Annotated in this window: 10 protein-coding genes and 1 pseudogene; 10 read left to right on the top strand and 1 reads right to left on the bottom strand. The window is 72.2% G+C overall.

The features are described from left to right. The first annotated feature begins 674 nt into the window (after nt 1-674). The 4 genes from ACFVT2_RS42020 (at nt 675) to glgB (ending at nt 8,805) form a co-directional block, all read left to right on the top strand. Nucleotides 675-2,678, top strand: a complete 2,004-nt coding sequence (locus ACFVT2_RS42020) for a maltotransferase domain-containing protein (RefSeq protein ID WP_390027418.1) — start codon at nt 675-677, stop codon at nt 2,676-2,678. Beyond that, complete coding sequence (treS, locus tag ACFVT2_RS42015; protein WP_390027416.1) at nt 2,675-4,402, top strand: maltose alpha-D-glucosyltransferase; 1,728 nt, start codon at nt 2,675-2,677, stop codon at nt 4,400-4,402. The genes ACFVT2_RS42020 and treS overlap by 4 nt, the downstream gene beginning before the upstream one ends. Nucleotides 4,403-4,852: 450 nt before the next feature. Beyond that, entirely contained in the window at nt 4,853-6,310 is a 1,458-nt protein-coding gene (locus ACFVT2_RS42010; RefSeq protein ID WP_390027413.1) for a maltokinase, read from the top strand. 302 nt (nt 6,311-6,612) lie between these two features. Then, the gene (glgB, locus tag ACFVT2_RS42005; RefSeq protein ID WP_390027411.1) at nt 6,613-8,805 is read left to right on the top strand and encodes a 1,4-alpha-glucan branching enzyme; all 2,193 of its coding nucleotides are present in this window, start codon (nt 6,613-6,615) and stop codon (nt 8,803-8,805) included. A 169-nt stretch (nt 8,806-8,974) separates the two neighbouring features. Here the strand turns inward: glgB and ACFVT2_RS42000 are convergent, their stop codons facing one another. Beyond that, entirely contained in the window at nt 8,975-10,405 is a 1,431-nt protein-coding gene (locus ACFVT2_RS42000) for a cation:dicarboxylate symporter family transporter (RefSeq protein ID WP_390027408.1), read from the bottom strand. Between the two features lie 157 nt (nt 10,406-10,562). Here ACFVT2_RS42000 and ACFVT2_RS41995 point away from each other — a divergent pair, with 157 nt between their 5' ends. The 6 genes and pseudogenes from ACFVT2_RS41995 (at nt 10,563) to ACFVT2_RS41970 (ending at nt 17,929) form a co-directional block, all read left to right on the top strand. Then, nucleotides 10,563-12,218 (top strand): ATP-binding protein, encoded by a 1,656-nt coding sequence (locus ACFVT2_RS41995; RefSeq protein WP_390027405.1) that lies wholly within the window; start codon nt 10,563-10,565, stop codon nt 12,216-12,218. Further along, nucleotides 12,215-12,898, top strand: coding sequence for a response regulator (locus ACFVT2_RS41990; RefSeq protein ID WP_390027402.1), 684 nt, complete (start codon nt 12,215-12,217; stop codon nt 12,896-12,898). Before ACFVT2_RS41995 ends, ACFVT2_RS41990 begins: the two co-directional genes overlap by 4 nt. A 21-nt stretch (nt 12,899-12,919) precedes the next feature. Further along, nucleotides 12,920-13,210: pseudogene (locus tag ACFVT2_RS41985) on the top strand (carbohydrate ABC transporter permease); the annotation flags it as partial. A gap of 159 nt (nt 13,211-13,369) precedes the next feature. After that, a complete protein-coding gene (locus ACFVT2_RS41980) occupies nt 13,370-14,080 on the top strand; it encodes an XRE family transcriptional regulator (protein ID WP_390027399.1) in 711 nt (236 codons plus the stop codon). Nucleotides 14,081-14,342: 262 nt separating this feature from the next. Continuing rightward, nucleotides 14,343-15,131, top strand: a complete 789-nt coding sequence (locus ACFVT2_RS41975) for an ABC transporter ATP-binding protein (protein WP_390027398.1) — start codon at nt 14,343-14,345, stop codon at nt 15,129-15,131. Nucleotides 15,132-15,355: 224 nt separating this feature from the next. Further along, nucleotides 15,356-17,929: an ABC transporter permease gene (locus tag ACFVT2_RS41970; protein ID WP_390027395.1), complete on the top strand. Its 2,574-nt coding sequence runs from the start codon at nt 15,356-15,358 to the stop codon at nt 17,927-17,929. Nucleotides 17,930-17,997: the final 68 nt, after the last annotated feature.

Genomic DNA, 17,997 nt, shown 5'->3' with positions numbered 1-17,997 from the left:
GCCGACCTGCCCGCCGCCGACCGACACGCCGCGACCGCCCTCCGCCGCGCCCTCGCCCGCCGCACCGGGCTGGTGCGGCACCACGCCGCCGACCTCGCCCTGAGCGGTCACCTGTTCGCCCCTCGATCACGTGCACCCCTCCCCCGGTCAGCCATCCGGCACGCCCACCCCCTGCCCAGCGGCGGACCGCCACCGGTCCGTACTGCCGGGTCCACCGATATGGCCAATTCCACCCCCTCAGGCGGTCTTGTACGGACTCCCGCGCGGCGAGAGGCTGCGAGAGTGGCGCCGACGGGCCCCGGCGCGGCAACGGACTTCCGCACACCGCAACTCCGCTGTGATCAGACCGAGTTGAGGAGGCGAACGTCGACCGTGTCAGCACCGAGCCGCAGCCGCCCACCAGGGCGGCGGCCCTCGCCCATCGGATCGCACGACGTGAGCGGCTACGTATCGGTAGTTCACATTCCCGCGGCTTTCCGCCGTGCCGCACACGGGAAGGCTCACCGGGTACGCCGCTCCGCGTCCCCGGCCGGCGGGGCCCGATCCGGCCCGCCGTGCCATCCGCCAGCAGAGTGAAAGCGGACAGGGGCGTCCCTGCCCGCACCCCGCCCCCCTGCCGTGGAGCGGATAGAAAGGACAAAATCCCTCAAAGCACCACAAACCCAGGTGAGCCCATGATCGGTCGCATCCCTGTACTGGACATCCGCCCGCAGATCGATTGCGGCCGCCGCCCGGCCAAGGCCGTGGTGGACGAAACCTTCGAGGTCTCCGCCACGGTCTTCCGAGAAGGCCACGACGCGGTCGCCGCGAACGTGGTGCTGCGCAACCCGGCGGGCCGCTGCGGCCCGTGGACCCCGATGCGGGAACGGGCGGCGGGCACCGACCGGTGGACCTGCGAGGTCACCCCCGACGTCGAGGGGCGCTGGACGTTCACCGTGGAGGCGTGGTCCGACCCGGTCGCCACCTGGCGCAACCACGCCGCGGTCAAGATCCCGGCCGGCATCGACACCGAGCTGGTCCTCACCGAGGGCGCCGCACTGCACGAACGGGCCGCCGCCGAGGTCCCCAAGAGCGACGGCCGGGAGGGGGTGCTGGCCGCCGTCGACGCGCTGCGCGACGCCACCCTGCCGGCCGCCACCCGGCTCGCCACCGCACTCGCCCCGCAGGTCACCGAGGCGCTGGACCGCCACCCGCTGCGCGAACTGCTCACCGTCTCCCGCCCGATGCCGCTGGTCGTCGAGCGCCGAAGAGCCCTGTACGGCTCCTGGTACGAGCTCTTCCCGCGCTCCGAGGGCGCCGTGACCGGCCCGGACGGTGCGGTCGTCAGCGGCACCCTGCGCACCGCCGCCGAGCGGCTGCCCGCGGTCGCCGCGATGGGCTTCGACGTGGTCTACCTCCCGCCCGTCCACCCGATCGGCACCTCCCACCGCAAGGGCCCCAACAACGCGCTCTCCGCACGACCGCACGACGTCGGCTCCCCCTGGGCCATCGGGTCGCCGGCCGGCGGCCACGACGCGCTCCACCCGGACCTGGGCACCTTCGAGGACTTCGACCACTTCGTGCGGACCGCCCGCGATCTGCGGATGGAGGTGGCGCTGGACTTCGCCCTCCAGTGCTCCCCGGACCACCCCTGGGTCACCCTGCACCCGCAGTGGTTCCACCACCGCGCCGACGGCTCCGTCGCCTACGCGGAGAACCCGCCGAAGAAGTACCAGGACATCTATCCGCTCGCCTTCGACGCCGACTTCCGCGGGCTGGTCCGGGAGACCGAACGGCTGCTGCGCTTCTGGATGGCCAAGGGCGTCCGGATCTTCCGGGTGGACAACCCGCACACCAAGCCGGTGGCGTTCTGGGAGAAGGTCCTCAGCGACATCAACCGCACCGACCCCGACGTGCTCTTCCTGGCCGAGGCGTTCACCCGCCCGGCGATGCTGCACACCCTCGCCCAGATCGGCTTCCAGCAGTCGTACACCTACTTCACCTGGCGCAACACCAAGCAGGAGCTGACCGACTACCTCACCGAGCTGACCGGCGAGAGCGCCGGCTACCTGCGGCCCAACTTCTTCGTGAACACCCCCGACATCCTGCACGCGCACCTCCAGGAGGGCGGCCGCCCGGCCTTCGAGACCCGCGCCGTCCTGGCCGCCACCCTCTCCCCCACCTGGGGCGTCTACGCGGGCTACGAGCTGTGCGAGGCGACCGCACTGCGGCCCGGCAGCGAGGAGTACCTGGACTCCGAGAAGTACCAGCTCAGGCCCCGCGACTGGGACACCGCGGCCCGCACGGGGCGGACCATCGCCCCGCTGATCACCGCCCTCAACCGCATCCGTCGCCGCCATCCCGCCCTGCAACAGCTGCGCAACCTGCACTTCCACCAGGTCGACAACGACGCCGTCCTCGCGTACTCCAAGCGCGCGGAAAACGGCGCGGGAGTCGACACGGTGCTCACGGTGGTCAACCTCGACCCGCACCACACCCACGAGGCGACGGTGTCGTTGGACATGCCGGAACTCGGCCTCGGCCGGCACGAGTCCTTCCCGGTGCGCGACGAGCTCACCGGCGACACCTACCACTGGGGCAGGGACAACTATGTGCGCCTGGAGCCGGGCGACTCACTCGCGCCGGCTCACGTGCTGTCGCTGCGACCGTCCTCACCGATCGGAGGGTCACCCAATTGATCGTCAATGAGCCTGTTCCCGACACGTTCGAAGACACCCCGGCGAAGGACCGCGATCCCGACTGGTTCAAACGGGCGGTCTTCTACGAGGTGCTGGTCCGCTCCTTCCAGGACAGCAACGGTGACGGAATCGGGGACCTCAAAGGCATCACGGCCAAGCTCGACTACCTTCAGTGGCTGGGGGTGGACTGCCTCTGGTTGCCGCCGTTCTTCAAATCCCCGCTGCGGGACGGTGGCTACGACGTCGCGGACTACACCGCGGTACTCCCCGAATTCGGGGATCTCGCCGACTTCGTGGAATTCGTGGACGCCGCCCACCAGCGCGGGATGCGGGTCATCATCGACATGGTGATGAACCACACCAGCGACCAGCACCCGTGGTTCCAGGAATCCCGCACCGATCCGGACGGCCCGTACGGCGACTACTACGTCTGGGCGGACGACGACAAGCAGTACGCCGACGCCCGGATCATCTTCGTCGACACCGAGGTCTCCAACTGGACCTTCGACCCGGTCCGCAAGCAGTACTACTGGCACCGCTTCTTCTCCCACCAGCCGGACCTCAACTACGAGAACCCGGCGGTCCAGGAGGAGATGGTCTCCGCCCTGCGTTTCTGGCTCGACCTGGGAATCGACGGCTTCCGGCTGGACGCGGTGCCCTACCTCTACGCCGAGGAGGGCACCAACTGCGAGAACCTGCCGGCCTCGCACGCCTTCCTCAAGCGGGTCCGCGCCGAGATCGACGCGCAGTATCCGGACACCGTTCTGCTGGCCGAGGCCAACCAGTGGCCGGAGGACGTGGTCGACTACTTCGGCGACTACGCGGTCGGCGGCGACGAATGCCATATGGCCTTCCACTTCCCGGTCATGCCGCGCATCTTCATGGCGGTCCGCCGGGAATCCCGCTACCCGGTCTCGGAAATCCTCGCCAAGACCCCGCAGATCCCTTCCGGCTGCCAGTGGGGCATCTTCCTCCGCAACCACGACGAGCTGACCCTCGAAATGGTCACGGACGAAGAACGCGACTACATGTACGCGGAATACGCCAAGGACCCGCGGATGCGCGCCAACATCGGCATCCGCCGCCGCCTGGCCCCCCTCCTGGACAACGACCGCAACCAGATCGAGCTGTTCACCGCGCTGCTGCTGTCCCTGCCCGGCTCGCCGATCCTCTACTACGGCGACGAGATCGGGATGGGCGACAACATCTGGCTCGGCGACCGGGACGCGGTGCGCACGCCGATGCAGTGGACCCCGGACCGCAACGCCGGGTTCTCCTCCTGCGACCCCGGCCGGCTGTTCCTGCCGACCATCATGGATCCGGTCTACGGCTACCAGGTCACCAACGTCGAAGCCGCGATGAGCTCGCCCTCGTCGCTGCTGCACTGGACCCGCCGGATGATCGAGATCCGCAAGCAGAACCCGGCCTTCGGACTCGGCAGCTACACCGAGCTGCCCTCGTCCAACCCCGCGGTGCTGGCCTACCTCCGGGAATCCCCGGGCAAGGACGGCGCCGACGACGACCTGGTGCTGTGCGTGAACAACTTCTCCCGCTTCGCGCAACCCACCGAGCTGGACCTCCAGGCGTTCAGCGGCCGCCATCCGGTGGAACTCATCGGCGGCGTCCGCTTCCCCGCGATCGGCAAGCTGCCGTACCTGCTGACCCTGGCGGGCCACGGCTTCTACTGGTTCCGACTCCGCAGGAACGCGCACCAGGCCGGCTAGGTCCTGTCCGGTGGACCAGGGTCGGATAGGCAGGCCCTCGGGCCCGGCGGAACCGTGCCGTCACCGGATCCGGGCCCCGGGAAGTCCCCGCCCGTACGCGACCGTCTGGCGCGTACGGGCGTTTTTCGACCTTCCGCTCGGGCAACCTCCCTACTACCGCACGGGCCGGGTGGGCCATGGACGGTCCCCGGGCCCGGGTGGGAGCCCCCTGCTCGGCAGAGCTCGGGGAGGGCACCCCCGCGCAGCGAAGCGAACGCCGAAGCCGCTCAGAACGCTGAAGCCGCTCAGAACGTCGAGAACGCTCAGAACGCTGAGAACGCTGAGAACGCCGAAAACGCCACGCCGTACGGACGATCTCGCCCGACACGTCCCGCACGGCCGCATCGTAAAGGCCGCATTCCGGGACACTTTGCCCTGTCTGTCGTGTGCCCGGGGAAAGGACGCGACGCCATGTCGGACACCGCCTCGACCCGCGCCACCCGCCACACCCCTGACCGCTCGCTGGTCGCCGCCCCCGATCTGCTGTCCTCACTGGCGCCGCTGCTGGCCGAGTGGGTACCGCGACAGCGCTGGTTCGCCGGCAAGGGACGGCTGCTCACCGGCTTCACGCTGGTCGCCGCGACCGAACTGCTGCCGTGCACCGGTGAGGGCAGCGCGCCGGGCCTGCTCCAGCTGTTGGTCCGCGCCCAGCAGAGCGCCCCGCCCAGCCGCGCCCCGGCCGGCGGCGACTGCTACCAGCTGCTGCTGGGCACCCACCCCGCGCCGCCGCTCCACCTCGCGCCCGCGGTGGTCGGCCGCCCGGCCGGCGGCCCACTGCGCGGCCGCACCGTCTACGACGCCCTGCTGGACAACCGGCTGTGCGGACTGCTGCTGGAGCGGCTGCGGGCGCCCGGCCGGATCGGGGCGCTGCGCTTCTGCCGCGAACCGGACGTCGACATCCCCTCGGGGCTGACCGCCCGGCCGATCGCGGTGGAGCAGTCCAACTCCTCGATCGTCTATGGAGATACGTTCATCCTGAAGGTCTTCCGGCGGATCGAGCCCGGGATCAACCCGGATCTGGAGCTGCCGCGGGCGCTGGCCGGCGCCCGGTGCGCCCGGGTGCCGGCGCCCGCCGCGTGGTTCGAGTCGGCGACCCCCGAGGACGGCGGTGAGGCGACGACGCTGGGCGTCCTCCAGCCCTTCCTCGCCGGCTCCACCGACGGCTGGCAACTGGCCCTCAACGCACTCGCGGTCCGCGCCGACTTCACCCGCTCGGCGCGGGCGCTCGGCCACGCCACCGCCGAGGTGCACACCGCGCTCGCCCAGGCGCTGCCCACCACCGAGCTGCGCCGCCCGCAGCTGGACGCGATCGCCGCCCAGATGAACGAGCGCCTGGAGGCCACCGCCCGTGCGGTACCGGTGCTCCAGCCCTACCGGGTACGGCTGCGGACCGCGTTCGACGCGCTCGCCGCGATGGGGCACGACGGCCGCAGTTGGGCCGCCCAGCGCATCCACGGCGATCTGCACCTGGGGCAGACGCTGCGCTCCGTGGAGGGGGGCCGCTGGGCGCTGATCGACTTCGAGGGCGAACCGGCCCGGCCGCTGACCGAGCGCCGCCGCCCGCAGCCGGCCGTCCGCGATGTCGCCGCGATGCTCCGCTCGTTCGACTACGCCGCCCGCAGCGGCCCGGCCGGCGGCGACCCGTGGGCGCTGGACTGGGCCCGCCGCACCCGTGCCGCTTACTGCCTGGGCTATGCCGAGGCCGGCGGCCTGGACCCGCGCTCCGCCCCGGAACTGATGCGGGCCTACGAGACCGACAAGGCCGTCTACGAGGTGCTGTACGAGGCCCGGCACCGGCCCGACTGGCTGGCGGTGCCGATGGCGGCGATCCGGCGGCTGGCGGCCTGCGGGGACCCGGGGGCCGGCTGAGCCCGCGCCCGTGGGGCAGCCGCTGCCGGCCCCGCCCCGTACGCCGCGCACCGTGCGCCGTGCGCCGTCCGTCCGGAACCGACCGACCGATCCCCGCCCCCGAGGAGGCTCCACCCGTGACCGCCCGCCCCTCTCCCCCTGCCACTCCCCATCCCTCTCCTCCCGCCACTCCTCACACCTCTGCCCCCACCCCGCCCCACCCATCTCCCCGCGCCACTCCCCCGCCCGGCCCGGCCCCGAGCGGCGCGGCCGCGCCTCCGTCCGGCGCGGCCGCGGTGCGCCCGGCGGCCGGTGGTTCCGGTGTGCGCCGGGCCGCGCCGCTCTCCGCCGAGGACCGCGGGCGGCTGCTCGCCGGGGCGCACCACGACCCGCACGCCCTGCTCGGTGCGCACCCGGCGCCCGGCGGGCTGCTGGTCCGGGCCCTGCGGCCGTTCGCCGAGGCCGTCACGGTGGTGGCGCCGGGGCTGCGGGCGGCGCTCCACTCCGAGGGCGACGGACTGTTCGCGGGGCTGCTGCCGCTCCCGGAGATCCCCGATTACGGGCTGCTGGTCGACTACGGCGACACCACCCTGACAGTGCAGGACCCCTACCGCCTCCTGCCCGCGGTCGGCGAACTGGACCTGCACCTCTTCGGCGAGGGCCGGCACGAGCAGCTCTGGCAGGCGCTCGGAGCGCGGGTCATGACGCACCAGGGGGTGACCGGCACCCGCTTCACCGTGTGGGCGCCCAACGCCCTGGGCGTCCGGGTGGTGGGGAACTTCAACCACTGGGACGGCACCGGCACCCCCATGCGGTCGCTGGGCTCGTCCGGGGTGTGGGAGCTGTTCCTGCCGGGCCTCGGCGAGGGCGAACTGTACAAGTTCGAGATCACCCGGCCGGACGGGTCGAAGACGGTCCGGGCCGATCCGATGGCCCGGCGCACCGAGTGCCCGCCGGCCACCGCCTCGGTGGTGCACGCCTCGCACTACGTGTGGCAGGACGCCGACTGGATGGCCCGGCGCGGCGAGCGCCCCGTGCACGCCTGTCCCTTCTCCGTCTACGAGGTGCACCTCCCCTCCTGGCGCCCCGGACTGACGTACCGTCAGCTCGCCGCGCAGCTGCCCCCGTACGTCAAGGACCTGGGCTTCACCCACGTCGAGTTCATGCCGGTGGCCGAGCACCCCTTCGGCGGCTCCTGGGGCTACCAGGTGACCGGCTTCTACGCGCCCACCGCCCGGATGGGCACCCCGGACGACTTCAAGTTCCTGATCGACGCCCTGCACCGGGCCGGGATCGGGGTGCTGATGGACTGGGTGCCGGCGCACTTCCCGCGGGACGACTGGGCGCTGGCGGAGTTCGACGGGCGGCCGCTGTACGAGCCCGGCGACCCGGTGCGGGCCGCCCACCCGGACTGGGGCACGCTGGAGTTCGACTACGGCCGCACCGAGGTGCGGAACTTCCTGGTCGCCAACGCGGTCTACTGGTGCGAGGAGTTCCACATCGACGGGCTGCGGGTGGACGCGGTCGCCTCGATGCTCTACCTCGACTACTCGCGGGAGGACGGCGGCTGGACACCGAACGTCCACGGCGGCCGGGAGAACCTCGACGCGGTCGCCTTCCTCCAGGAGATGAACGCGACGGTCTACCGCCGCTGCCCCGGTGTCGTCACCGTCGCCGAGGAGTCCACGGCCTGGGACGGCGTCACCCGCGCCACGCACCATGTGGGGCCGGGCGGCTTCGGCGGGCTGGGCTTCGGGCTGAAGTGGAACATGGGGTGGATGCACGACTCCCTCGGCTACGTCGAGAAGGAGCCGGTGCACCGCAAGTACCACCACGGCGAGATGACGTTCTCCATGGTCTACGCCTACTCGGAGAACTACGTGCTGCCGATCTCGCACGACGAGGTGGTGCACGGCAAACGGGCGCTGGTGTCGAAGATGCCCGGCGACTGGTGGCAGCAGCGCGCCAACCACCGGGCGTACCTGGGCTTCATGTGGGCCCACCCGGGCAAGCAACTGCTCTTCATGGGGCAGGAGTTCGCCCAGGGCGCGGAGTGGGCGGAGCGGCACGGCCCGGACTGGTGGCTGCTGGACCCGTCCTACGAGGCGGCGTCGGACCACCGGGGCGTGCGCGACCTGGTCCGGGAGCTGAACCGCCGCTACGCGGCCACCCCCGCGCTGTGGGAGCGCGACACCGACCCGGCCGGCTTCTGCTGGATCGACGGCGACGCCAGCGAGGACAACGTCTTCTCCTTCGTCCGCTACGCCACCGACGGCAGCCCGCTGATCGCGGTCACCAACTTCTCCCCCGTCGTCCGGCACGCCTACCGGCTGGGCGTCCCCGGCGACGTCCCCGTCTGGCGCGAGGTCCTCAACACCGACGACCCGCGCTTCGGCGGCAGCGGGATCTCGGGCCCCGATCCGCTGAAGACCGAGCCGGTCGCCTGGAACGGCCGCCGCACCTCGGTCGCGACGGTGCTGCCCCCGCTGGCCACGGTCTGGCTGGCGCCTGCCTGAGGCCGCCGTGCGCCACTGACAACGGACCCGGCGGCGGCCCGGTCCGGCGGCGCGCGGAAGGGGCGGGTGCCCGCGGCACCCGCCCCTTCTCCCCTCCTGCGCGCCCGGGGCACCGCCCGGCGTCGGGGCCGGTCCGATCCTGACCACCGGACGGACCCACGGGTGAGCGTCAGACCGCGGCGGACGCCTTGCCGCCGTCGACCGGCGCGGTGGCTTCGCTGCCGGTGCCGGTGCCGGTGCCGGTGTCGGTGTCGGACGGTGTGCCGTGGCCGTCGGCGGTCAGCGTCTGCTCGTCGAACGGCAGCCGGCCCGCCAGCACCTCGGTGGCCCGGGCCTTGTCGATCTCCTTGGTCCAGGTGCCGATCAGGACCGTGGCCACCGCGTTGCCGGCGAAGTTGGTCATCGCCCGGGCCTCGCTCATGAAGCGGTCGATGCCGACGATCAGGCCGACGCCGTCGACGAGTTCGGGCCGGTGCGACTGGAGGCCGCCGGCCAGCGTCGCCAGGCCCGCGCCGGTGACCCCGGCCGCCCCCTTCGAGGCGATGATCATGAAGACCAGGAGCGAGATCTGCTGGCCGAGGGCGAGCGGCTTGTCCATCGCCTCGGCGACGAACAGCGAGGCCATGGTCAGGTAGATGGCCGTGCCGTCGAGGTTGAAGCTGTAGCCGGTCGGGACGGTGATGCCGACGACCGGGCGGCTGACGCCCAGGTGCTCCATCTTCGCGATCAGCCGGGGCAGCGCCGACTCCGAGGAGGAGGTCGACAGGATCAGCAGGAACTCGCGGCCGAGGTACTTCAGCAGCGCGAACACGTTCACCCCGGCGACCAGCCGGAGCAGCGCCCCGAGCACCACGACGACGAAGAGCAGACAGGTCAGATAGAAGCCGATCATGATGACGGCCAGCGACTTCAGGGCGCTCAGCCCGGTGGCGCCGACGACCGCGGCCATCGCGCCGAAGGCCCCCACCGGCGCCGCCCACATGATCATCGAGAGCACCCGGAAGACCAGCTTCTGGACGTGGCCGATGCCGCGCAGCACCGGCTCGCCGGCCTTGCCGAGCGCCTGTAGCCCGAAGCCCACCAGCAGCGCCACCAGCAGGGTCTGGAGCACCTCGCCCTGGGTGAAGGCGGAGACCAGGGTGGTCGGGATGATCCCGAGGAGGAAGTCGGTGGTGGACTCGTGGCCACCGGCGGTCTGGGCCTGGCCGGCGTGCCGGAGCGCGTCGGTCAGGTGCAGGCCGGCGCCGGGGTCCAGGAGGTTGCCGACGAGGAGGCCGATGGCCAGCGCCACGGTGGACATCAGCATGAAGTAGCCGAGGGCCAGCCCGCCGACCGCACCGACCTTGGCGGCCTTACGGACCGAGCCGACGCCCAGCACGATGGTGCAGAAGATCACCGGCGAGATCATCATCTTGATGAGGTTGACGAACCCGGTACCGAGCGGTTTGAGCTCGACGGCGACGCCGGGCGCGGCGAATCCCACGGCGATGCCGAGCAGGACGGCGCCGATCACGGCGAGGTAGAGGAAGTGGGTCCGGTCCCGCTTGGCCGGCGGAGAGTCCTCGGCGGTGCCCCGGGACGACGGGGTCTGTGCAGCCACGGCTGCCCTACCTTTCTGACAAGGGGGGACACGGTTCTGCGCCGGTGAAGCGGCTCACGGCGCACAACAAGTCCCGGCGACTATGCACGGCGCTGTGGCGCCCGTCACCCTTACGTGCATTTCGTTCACGTAAAAGTGACCGTGCAGACTGTTCTGCATGCGCCTCCCCCGTTCGCGCCCGTCACGGCGGCTGCGCGGCCCCCGCAGCCTCGCCGGACAGCTCTTCGCCATGCAGGTGGTCCTGGTGGCGGTGGTGGTGCTGGGCTGCGCGGTTTTCGCGTACGTGAACGCCGGACGCCAGGCGGAGGAGACCGCCCGGCGGCAGGCGACCGCGGCGGCCACCGCCGTCGCCGACTCCCCGGCCGTGGTGGCCGCGGCCCGGACGAAGGACCCGACCGCCGCGCTCCAGCCGTACAGCGAGCGGCTGCGGCGGGACGCCGGTGTCGACTTCGTCGTGGTGATGGCGCCGGACGGGACGCGCTGGACGCACCCGGAGCCGTCCGCGATCGGCGGGAAGTACCTCGGCCACATCGGCCCCGCGCTCCGCGGCCGGATCTTCCCGGAGACCCACCTGGGCGTGCTCGGCCCGTCCGTCCGGGTCGTCGCCCCGGTCCGCGACCCCGAGCGGGGCGGCAGGATCACCGCGCTGGTCAGCTCCGGGATCACCATCGCCACCATCAGCCAGCAGCTGCGGGACCAGGTCCTGGCGCTGGTGGGGGTGGCCGCAGCGGCGCTGGCGCTGGGCGGCCTGGGGACGTACGTGGTCAACGCCCGGCTGCGCCGGCACACCCACGGGATGAACGCCGCCGAGCTCGCCCGGATGTACGACTACCACGAGGCCGCGCTGCACGCCGTCCGCGAGGGGCTGCTGATGCTCGACGGGACGGGCCGGGTCGCGCTGATCAACGACGGCGGGCGGGAGCTGCTGGGCCTGACCGGGGACGCGGTGGGCCGGCCGGTCGACGGGCTGGGGCTGCCGGAGCCGCTCACCGAGGCGCTGCTGGCGGCCGGCCCGCGGGTCGACGAACTGCACCTGACCGGTGAGCGGGTGCTGGTCGTCAACTCCTCGCCGGTCTCCGGCGGCCAGCACCGCGGCAGCGTCGTCACCCTCCGCGACCACACCGAACTCCAGGCGCTCTCCGGCGAGTTGGACTCCGTACGGGGCTTCGCGGAGGCGCTGCGTTCGCAGGCGCACGAGGCGGCCAACCGGCTGCACACCGTGGTCTCGCTGATCGAACTGGGCCGGGCCGAGGAGGCGGTCACGTTCGCCACCGCCGAGCTGGAGCTGGCGCAGGTGCTGACCGACCAGGTGGTGAGCGCGGTCGCCGAACCGGTACTGGCCGCGCTGCTGCTGGGCAAGGCCGCACAGGCCAACGAGCACGGCGTGGAGCTGGTCCTGACCGAGGACAGCCGGATCGACGACGGGGTGATCCCGCCGGACCTGCCCGCCCGCGACCTGGTCACGGTGCTGGGCAACCTCATCGACAACGCCCTGGACGCCGCCGCCCCGCCGCAGGAGCACGACGCACCGCCCCGGGTCCACATCACCGCGCGGGCCGACGGCGGCGAACTGCTGCTGTGCGTCACGGACAACGGGCCGGGGGTCGCCGCCGACACCACCGAGGAGGTCTTCCGGCGCGGCTGGACCACCAAGCAGCGCACCGGCGGCGGCGCCCGGGGGCTGGGCCTGGCGCTCGTCCGGCAGGCGGTGCACCGCCACGGCGGTACGGTCGGGCTCGACCGGGAGCCGGGGGGCGGCGCGCGGTTCACCGTGCGGCTGCCGCTGCGGACGACGGAAGGGACGGTCCGATGAGCCCCGCCGAGGCCATCCGGGTGCTGGTCGTCGAGGACGATCCGGTCGCCGCGGCCGCGCACGCGCTGTACGTGGGGCGGGTGCCGGGCTTCGCGGTGTCCGGCACCGTGCACTCGGGCGCCGGCGCCCGCCGCCACCTCGACCAGCACCCGGTCGATCTGCTGCTGCTGGACCTGTTCCTGCCGGACGGCCACGGGCTCCAGTTGGTGCGGACGCTGCGCGCGGCCGGGCACACCGCGGACATCATCGCGGTGACCTCCGCCCGCGATCTGGCGATGGTCCGCGAGGGCGTCTCGCTGGGCGTCGTCCAGTACGTGCTGAAGCCGTTCACCTTCGCCACCCTGCGGGACCGGCTGCTGCGCTACGCCGAGTTCCGCGCGACCACCGGGGAGGCCAGTGGGCAGGACGAGGTGGACCGGGCGCTGGCGGCACTGCGCGCGCCCCAGCCGGCCGCGTTGCCCAAGGGGCTGACCCCGGCCACCCTGCGGGCGGTGACCGATGTGCTGCGGGCCGCCGTCGACGGCCTGACCGCGACCGAGGCCGCCACGGACGTGGGCATCTCCCGGATCACCGCCCGCCGCTATCTGGAGCACCTGGTGACCGGCGGCCGGGCCGCCCGGGCCCCGCAGTACGGACAGGTCGGCCGCCCGGAGTTGCGCTACCGCTGGTCGGGGCATTGACCCGGTGTGATCCACCCGCGGCTGCTGCGGGTCTTCCTGCCGCTGATGGGTCCCGGCCTCTCGGTCGTCGCGGTCCATACCTTCATCATGAGGTGGGGGAATTTCTTCGTCCCGTTCATGCAGCTGCTCTCGCCCGAGAACCTTCCGGCGTCGGTCGGCATTTTCACTTTCTTCGGGAATTACGGTGCGGTCGCCTTCGGGGAACTCGCCGCATTCTCGATCCCGCACTCGACACCGGTGGTCCCGCTGTACATCCTTATCTCCAAACGGCTCGGCGGCGGCTTCGCCCTCGGAGGCGCCGTGGAGAGCTGAATCGTCGACGCAAAGCGCCTGGCCAGCGGCATGATCGGCCGAGATTGACCGGAAACCACCGAAAGCTGGCCGGGGCCGGCCGGGCACTCCGTAGTTTCCTCCAACCTGCAAACTTGGATATCTACACGATAGGTGCGAAGCCACCTCGTCACTTACCGTGTGCCGGTGAACACGCACGACGGGGATGCACGCAGGCCCCCCTTCAACGCCGCCGCGGCCCGTCGGCTGCGCGAGGCCCTGGGCATGACCCACGCGCATGTCGCGTACGGAATCTGGGCCGCCTACGGAATTCGTTTGGAACCCGCCACGGTGGCGTCCTGGGAATTGGGGGAAAACGCTCCCACCGAGACCGAACTGACCGCGCTGGCCGGCGCCTTGTGGTGCGCCCCCGCCGAACTCCTCGGCACCCCCGGTACGCTCCGCGAATTCCGGCTTGCGCTCGGTCTCGCCCCGGCCGACCTGGCGCTGCGGATCGGCATGGACCAGGCGGCGTACGAGCGGCTGGAGGCCGGCGGGCGGTGGACCGGCACCGATCGGCAGGCCGCGGCGCTGGCGGAGACGTTGCAGCTGCCGCTGCCCTCGCTGATCCGCTTCACCGGCCAGGAGGACCGCCTCGTCGAGTTGCTGACCAGCGCCGCCACCACCCGTTGGCAGGGTTACGTCCGCCCGGTCGGCAAGCTCGCGCCGGTGCCCAAGGAGCGGCTGCAGCAGGTCCTCCAGGCGCTGCACGAGGAGTACCACGCGACGATGACCGCCTCGCTGAGCTGGACCGGCGGGGCCGCGCCGGACGAGGCCGGCAAGGCGGGCCGGGTCTTCCTCGACGGCATCGTGGCGGAGTTCTGGCGGCGGGTCGGCGAACCGTCGCCCTGACCCCGGTCGGGCCCGGCTCTGACCCCGCCCCGGGCCCGGCTCTGGCTGCCGACCGGGCCCGGCCCTGGCGTGTCCGCGTCGGTCTGCGGGTGGACGGCCGTCCGTCCAGAGGATGACGCGGCCGCCGGGTGTGGCACTTCCGACCGGTCCGGCTTTCGGTCCTTCCGGCCGAAGCCCTGGCCGACCTACGGCGTCGAGGATGGGAGAGCGTTTTCGCGCTGTCCGCCGTCCTTTTCGTCCTCGTCGCCTCCCAGGAGTTGTGGTGCCGCACACCGCCGTCCCCCGTCCCGCCTTCCCCACCCGCGCCACCGCGGCCGTCGCCGCCCGGGCCACGGATCTGAGCAAGGTCTACGGCCAGGGTGAGACCCGGGTGGTCGCGCTGGACTCCGTCAGCGTGGAGTTCGGCCGGGCCCGGTTCACCGCGATCATGGGCCCGTCCGGGTCCGGCAAGTCCACCCTGATGCACTGCATGGCCGGGCTGGACTCGGTCACCACCGGTTCGGCCCGGATCGGCGACGTGGAGCTGGCCGCGCTCAACGACAAGCAGCTGACGCGGTTGCGCCGGGACAAGATCGGCTTCATCTTCCAGGCGTTCAACCTGCTGCCGACGCTGACCGCGCTGGAGAACATCACGCTGCCGATGGACATCGCCGGCCGTCGCCCGGACCAGGAGTGGGTCGGCCGGGTGGTGGACACGGTGGGTCTGTCCGGTCGGCTGAAGCACCGGCCGGCCCAGCTCTCCGGCGGCCAGCAGCAGCGGGTCGCGGTGGCGCGGGCGTTGGCCGCCCAGCCGGAGATCATCTTCGCGGACGAGCCGACCGGCAACCTCGACTCCCGCTCCGGCGCCGAAGTGCTGGGCTTCCTGCGGGAGTCGGTGCGGGCGATGGACCAGACCGTGGTGATGGTCACCCACGACCCGGTCGCCGCGGCCTTCGCGGATCGGGTGGTCTTCCTCGCGGACGGCCGGATCGTCGACGAACTGCCCGAGCCGACCGCGGACGCCGTACTGGACCGGATGCGGCGCTTCGAGGCCGCAGGCCGGACCAGCTAGTCGCAGGCCGGACCAGCTAGTCGCAGGCCGGACAAGCTAACCGTAGGCCGGACCAACTAGTCGCAGGCCGGACTAGCTAACCACCGGCCGGACCAGCTACCCGCCGGCCGCACGAACCCGTCGCCGGCCGGACCGGCCGGCCGCCGGCCGCCGAGCTGTCCGTAGCCGGCCGCCCCACACCCGAGCCCCGGCCCCGGCCCCGTACCCAGGACTGACACACCACCATGCTCAAAACCGCCCTGCGCAACGTCCTCGCGCACAAAGCCCGCCTGTTGATGACCGCGCTCGCGGTCCTGCTCGGCGTCGCCTTCGTCGCCGGCACCCTGATCTTCAGCGACACCGTCGGCGAGGCCATCAAGAACGCCTCCGCCAAGAACCTCAAGGACGTGGCCGTCTCCGTCAAGGCCACCTCGGACCCCGGCACCGGCCCCGGTCCGGGGAAGGACGGCAAGCGGGCCACCGCCCTCGACGAGCGGCTGGCCGACCGGATCCGGGCCCTGCCGGGCGTGGCGTCCGTACGCTCCGACGTCACCGGCGAGGCGACGCTGGCCGGCCGGGACGGGGAACCGATCGGCAACGGCTGGCAGAACCGAGCCGTCAACTACCAGCCGGGCAAGGACGGCAAGGACGGCCGCTATCCGCTGATCCGGGGCCGCGGCCCGGCCTCCGGCGGCGAGTTGGCGTTGGCCGAGACCACCGCGAAGGCCGCGGGTGTGACGGTCGGCGACACCGTGCGCTTCGCCACCGACGGCCCGGTGCTGACGAAGAAGCTGGTCGGCATCGTGGCGACCGACGACCCGGCGGTGACCGCGGGCGGCAGCCTGGCGCTGTTCGACACCGCGACCGCGCAGAAGCTGTATCTGCACCCCGGTCAGTTCGACGAGTTGGTGGTGGCGGCCGCCCCCGGCACCGATCAGCAGGCGCTGACCGCCAAGGTCCGCGCGCTGCTGCCCGCCAAGCGCGCCGAGGCGACCAGCGGGAGCGACCTGGCCGCCGAGCAGGCCCGGATGATCGCCGAGCAGAACAGCGCGCTCAGCAAGACCCTGCTGACCTTCGCCGGTATCGCCCTGTTCGTCGGGGTCTTCATCATCGCCAACACCTTCACCATGCTGATCTCCCAGCGCAGCCGCGAGATCGCGCTGCTGCGCGCGGTGGGCGCCTCCCGCCGGCAGGTCGTGCGCTCGGTGCTCGCCGAGGCCGCTCTGCTGGGGCTGGTCTCCTCGGTCGTCGGCTTCGCGCTGGGTGCCGGGATCGCGGTGGGCCTGCGGGCCGTACTGGACGCAGGCGGTGCGGGCTTCCCGGACGGCCCGGTGGTCATCAGCCCGGCCGCGGTGCTCGCCTCGTTGGGGGTCGGTGTGCTGGTGACCGTCCTGGCCGCCTGGCTGCCGTCCCGTAAGGCGGCGCGGATCGCTCCGGTGGAGGCGCTGAGCACCGTCGAGGCGCCGCCGGCCCCGCGCAGCCTGGTCGTGCGCAACGCCCTCGGCGCGCTCGTCGCCGGCGCCGGCGTCGCCGTGATGCTCTGGGTCTCCACCCTGACCTCCGGCGACGATCTCCCGATCGCCATGGCGGGGTCGATGCTGACCCTGACCGGCGTGATCATCCTGGCCCCGCTGCTGTCCCGGCCGCTGGTCTCCCTGGCCGGCGCGGTCACCACCCGGGTCTTCGGTGTCAGCGGCAAGCTCGCCAAGGAGAACGCGCTGCGCAACCCGCGGCGGACGGCGGCGACCGGATCGGCGCTGATGATCGGCCTGACCCTGATCACCGGGATGACCGTCGTGGGGCACTCCGCCCAGGTGGCCATGGACAAGATGGCCGGCAGCGGGCTGACCGCCGACTACCAGGTGCGGACCTCCACGTACGTCGGCCTGGACCCGAAGCTGTCCGCGAAGGTGGCCGAGGTGCCCGGCGTCGAGGCGATGGCCCCGATCCGCGGCGCGGGCTTCACCACCGACTCCGGCCCCGGGCGGGACAGCGGCTTCGGCTATCTCCGCGGCACCGACCTCGACCAGATCGGCAAGGTCACCCGACTCACCGTCACCCAGGGTTCGTTGGACGCCGTGAAGGCCGGCGGCATCGCCGTGTCGCAGACCGGCGCCAAGGAGCACGGCTGGCGTGCCGGCGACACCGTGCACGTCGAGTTCTACGACAAGAAGAAGGCCGCGCTGAAGGTCGCCGCGGTCTACGCGGACAACGAGGCCCTCGGTTCCTCCTTCGCCTCCACCGCCCTGGTCGATCCGCACCTGGACCGGTTCCGCAACGACGAACTGCTGGTCAAGACGGCGGGCGGCGGATCCGCCGCGCTGGCCAAGGACATCCGGCACGCGCTCGGCGACAGCCCGCTGGTGAAGATCCAGAACCGTGACGACCTGCGCAAGGAGGCCGCCGGCCAGATCGACACGATCGTGAACATGGTCTACGGGCTGCTCGGCATGGCCGTGATCATCGCGGTGGTCGGCGTGGTCAACACCCTGGCCATGTCGGTCTTCGAGCGCACCCGCGAGATCGGGATGCTGCGCGCCATCGGCCTGGCCCGCAGCGGCATCAAGCAGATGGTCCGGCTGGAGTCGGTGGTCATCTCGCTCTTCGGCGCGGTCCTCGGCATGGCCCTGGGCATCTTCCTGGCCTGGGCCGGCGGCAGCCTGGTCGGCTCGTCCTTCCCGACCTACGCGCTGGTGCTGCCCTGGGGCCGGCTCGGCCTGTTCCTGCTGATCGCCCTGGTCGTCGGGGTGCTGGCCGCACTGTGGCCGGCCCGGCGGGCGGCCCGGCTGAACATGCTGGAGGCCATCGGCGCCCAGTGAGGCACCACGAAAAAGCCGCCGGCGACGCACCCAACGGTGCGTCGCCCGCGGCTTGTGGCCCGGTGTGA

Source organism: Streptomyces sp. NPDC058000 (genome assembly GCF_042886435.1).
In the GTDB taxonomy this organism is placed as follows: domain Bacteria; phylum Actinomycetota; class Actinomycetes; order Streptomycetales; family Streptomycetaceae; genus Streptomyces.
This window is presented reverse-complemented; position numbering and strand designations above follow the sequence as displayed.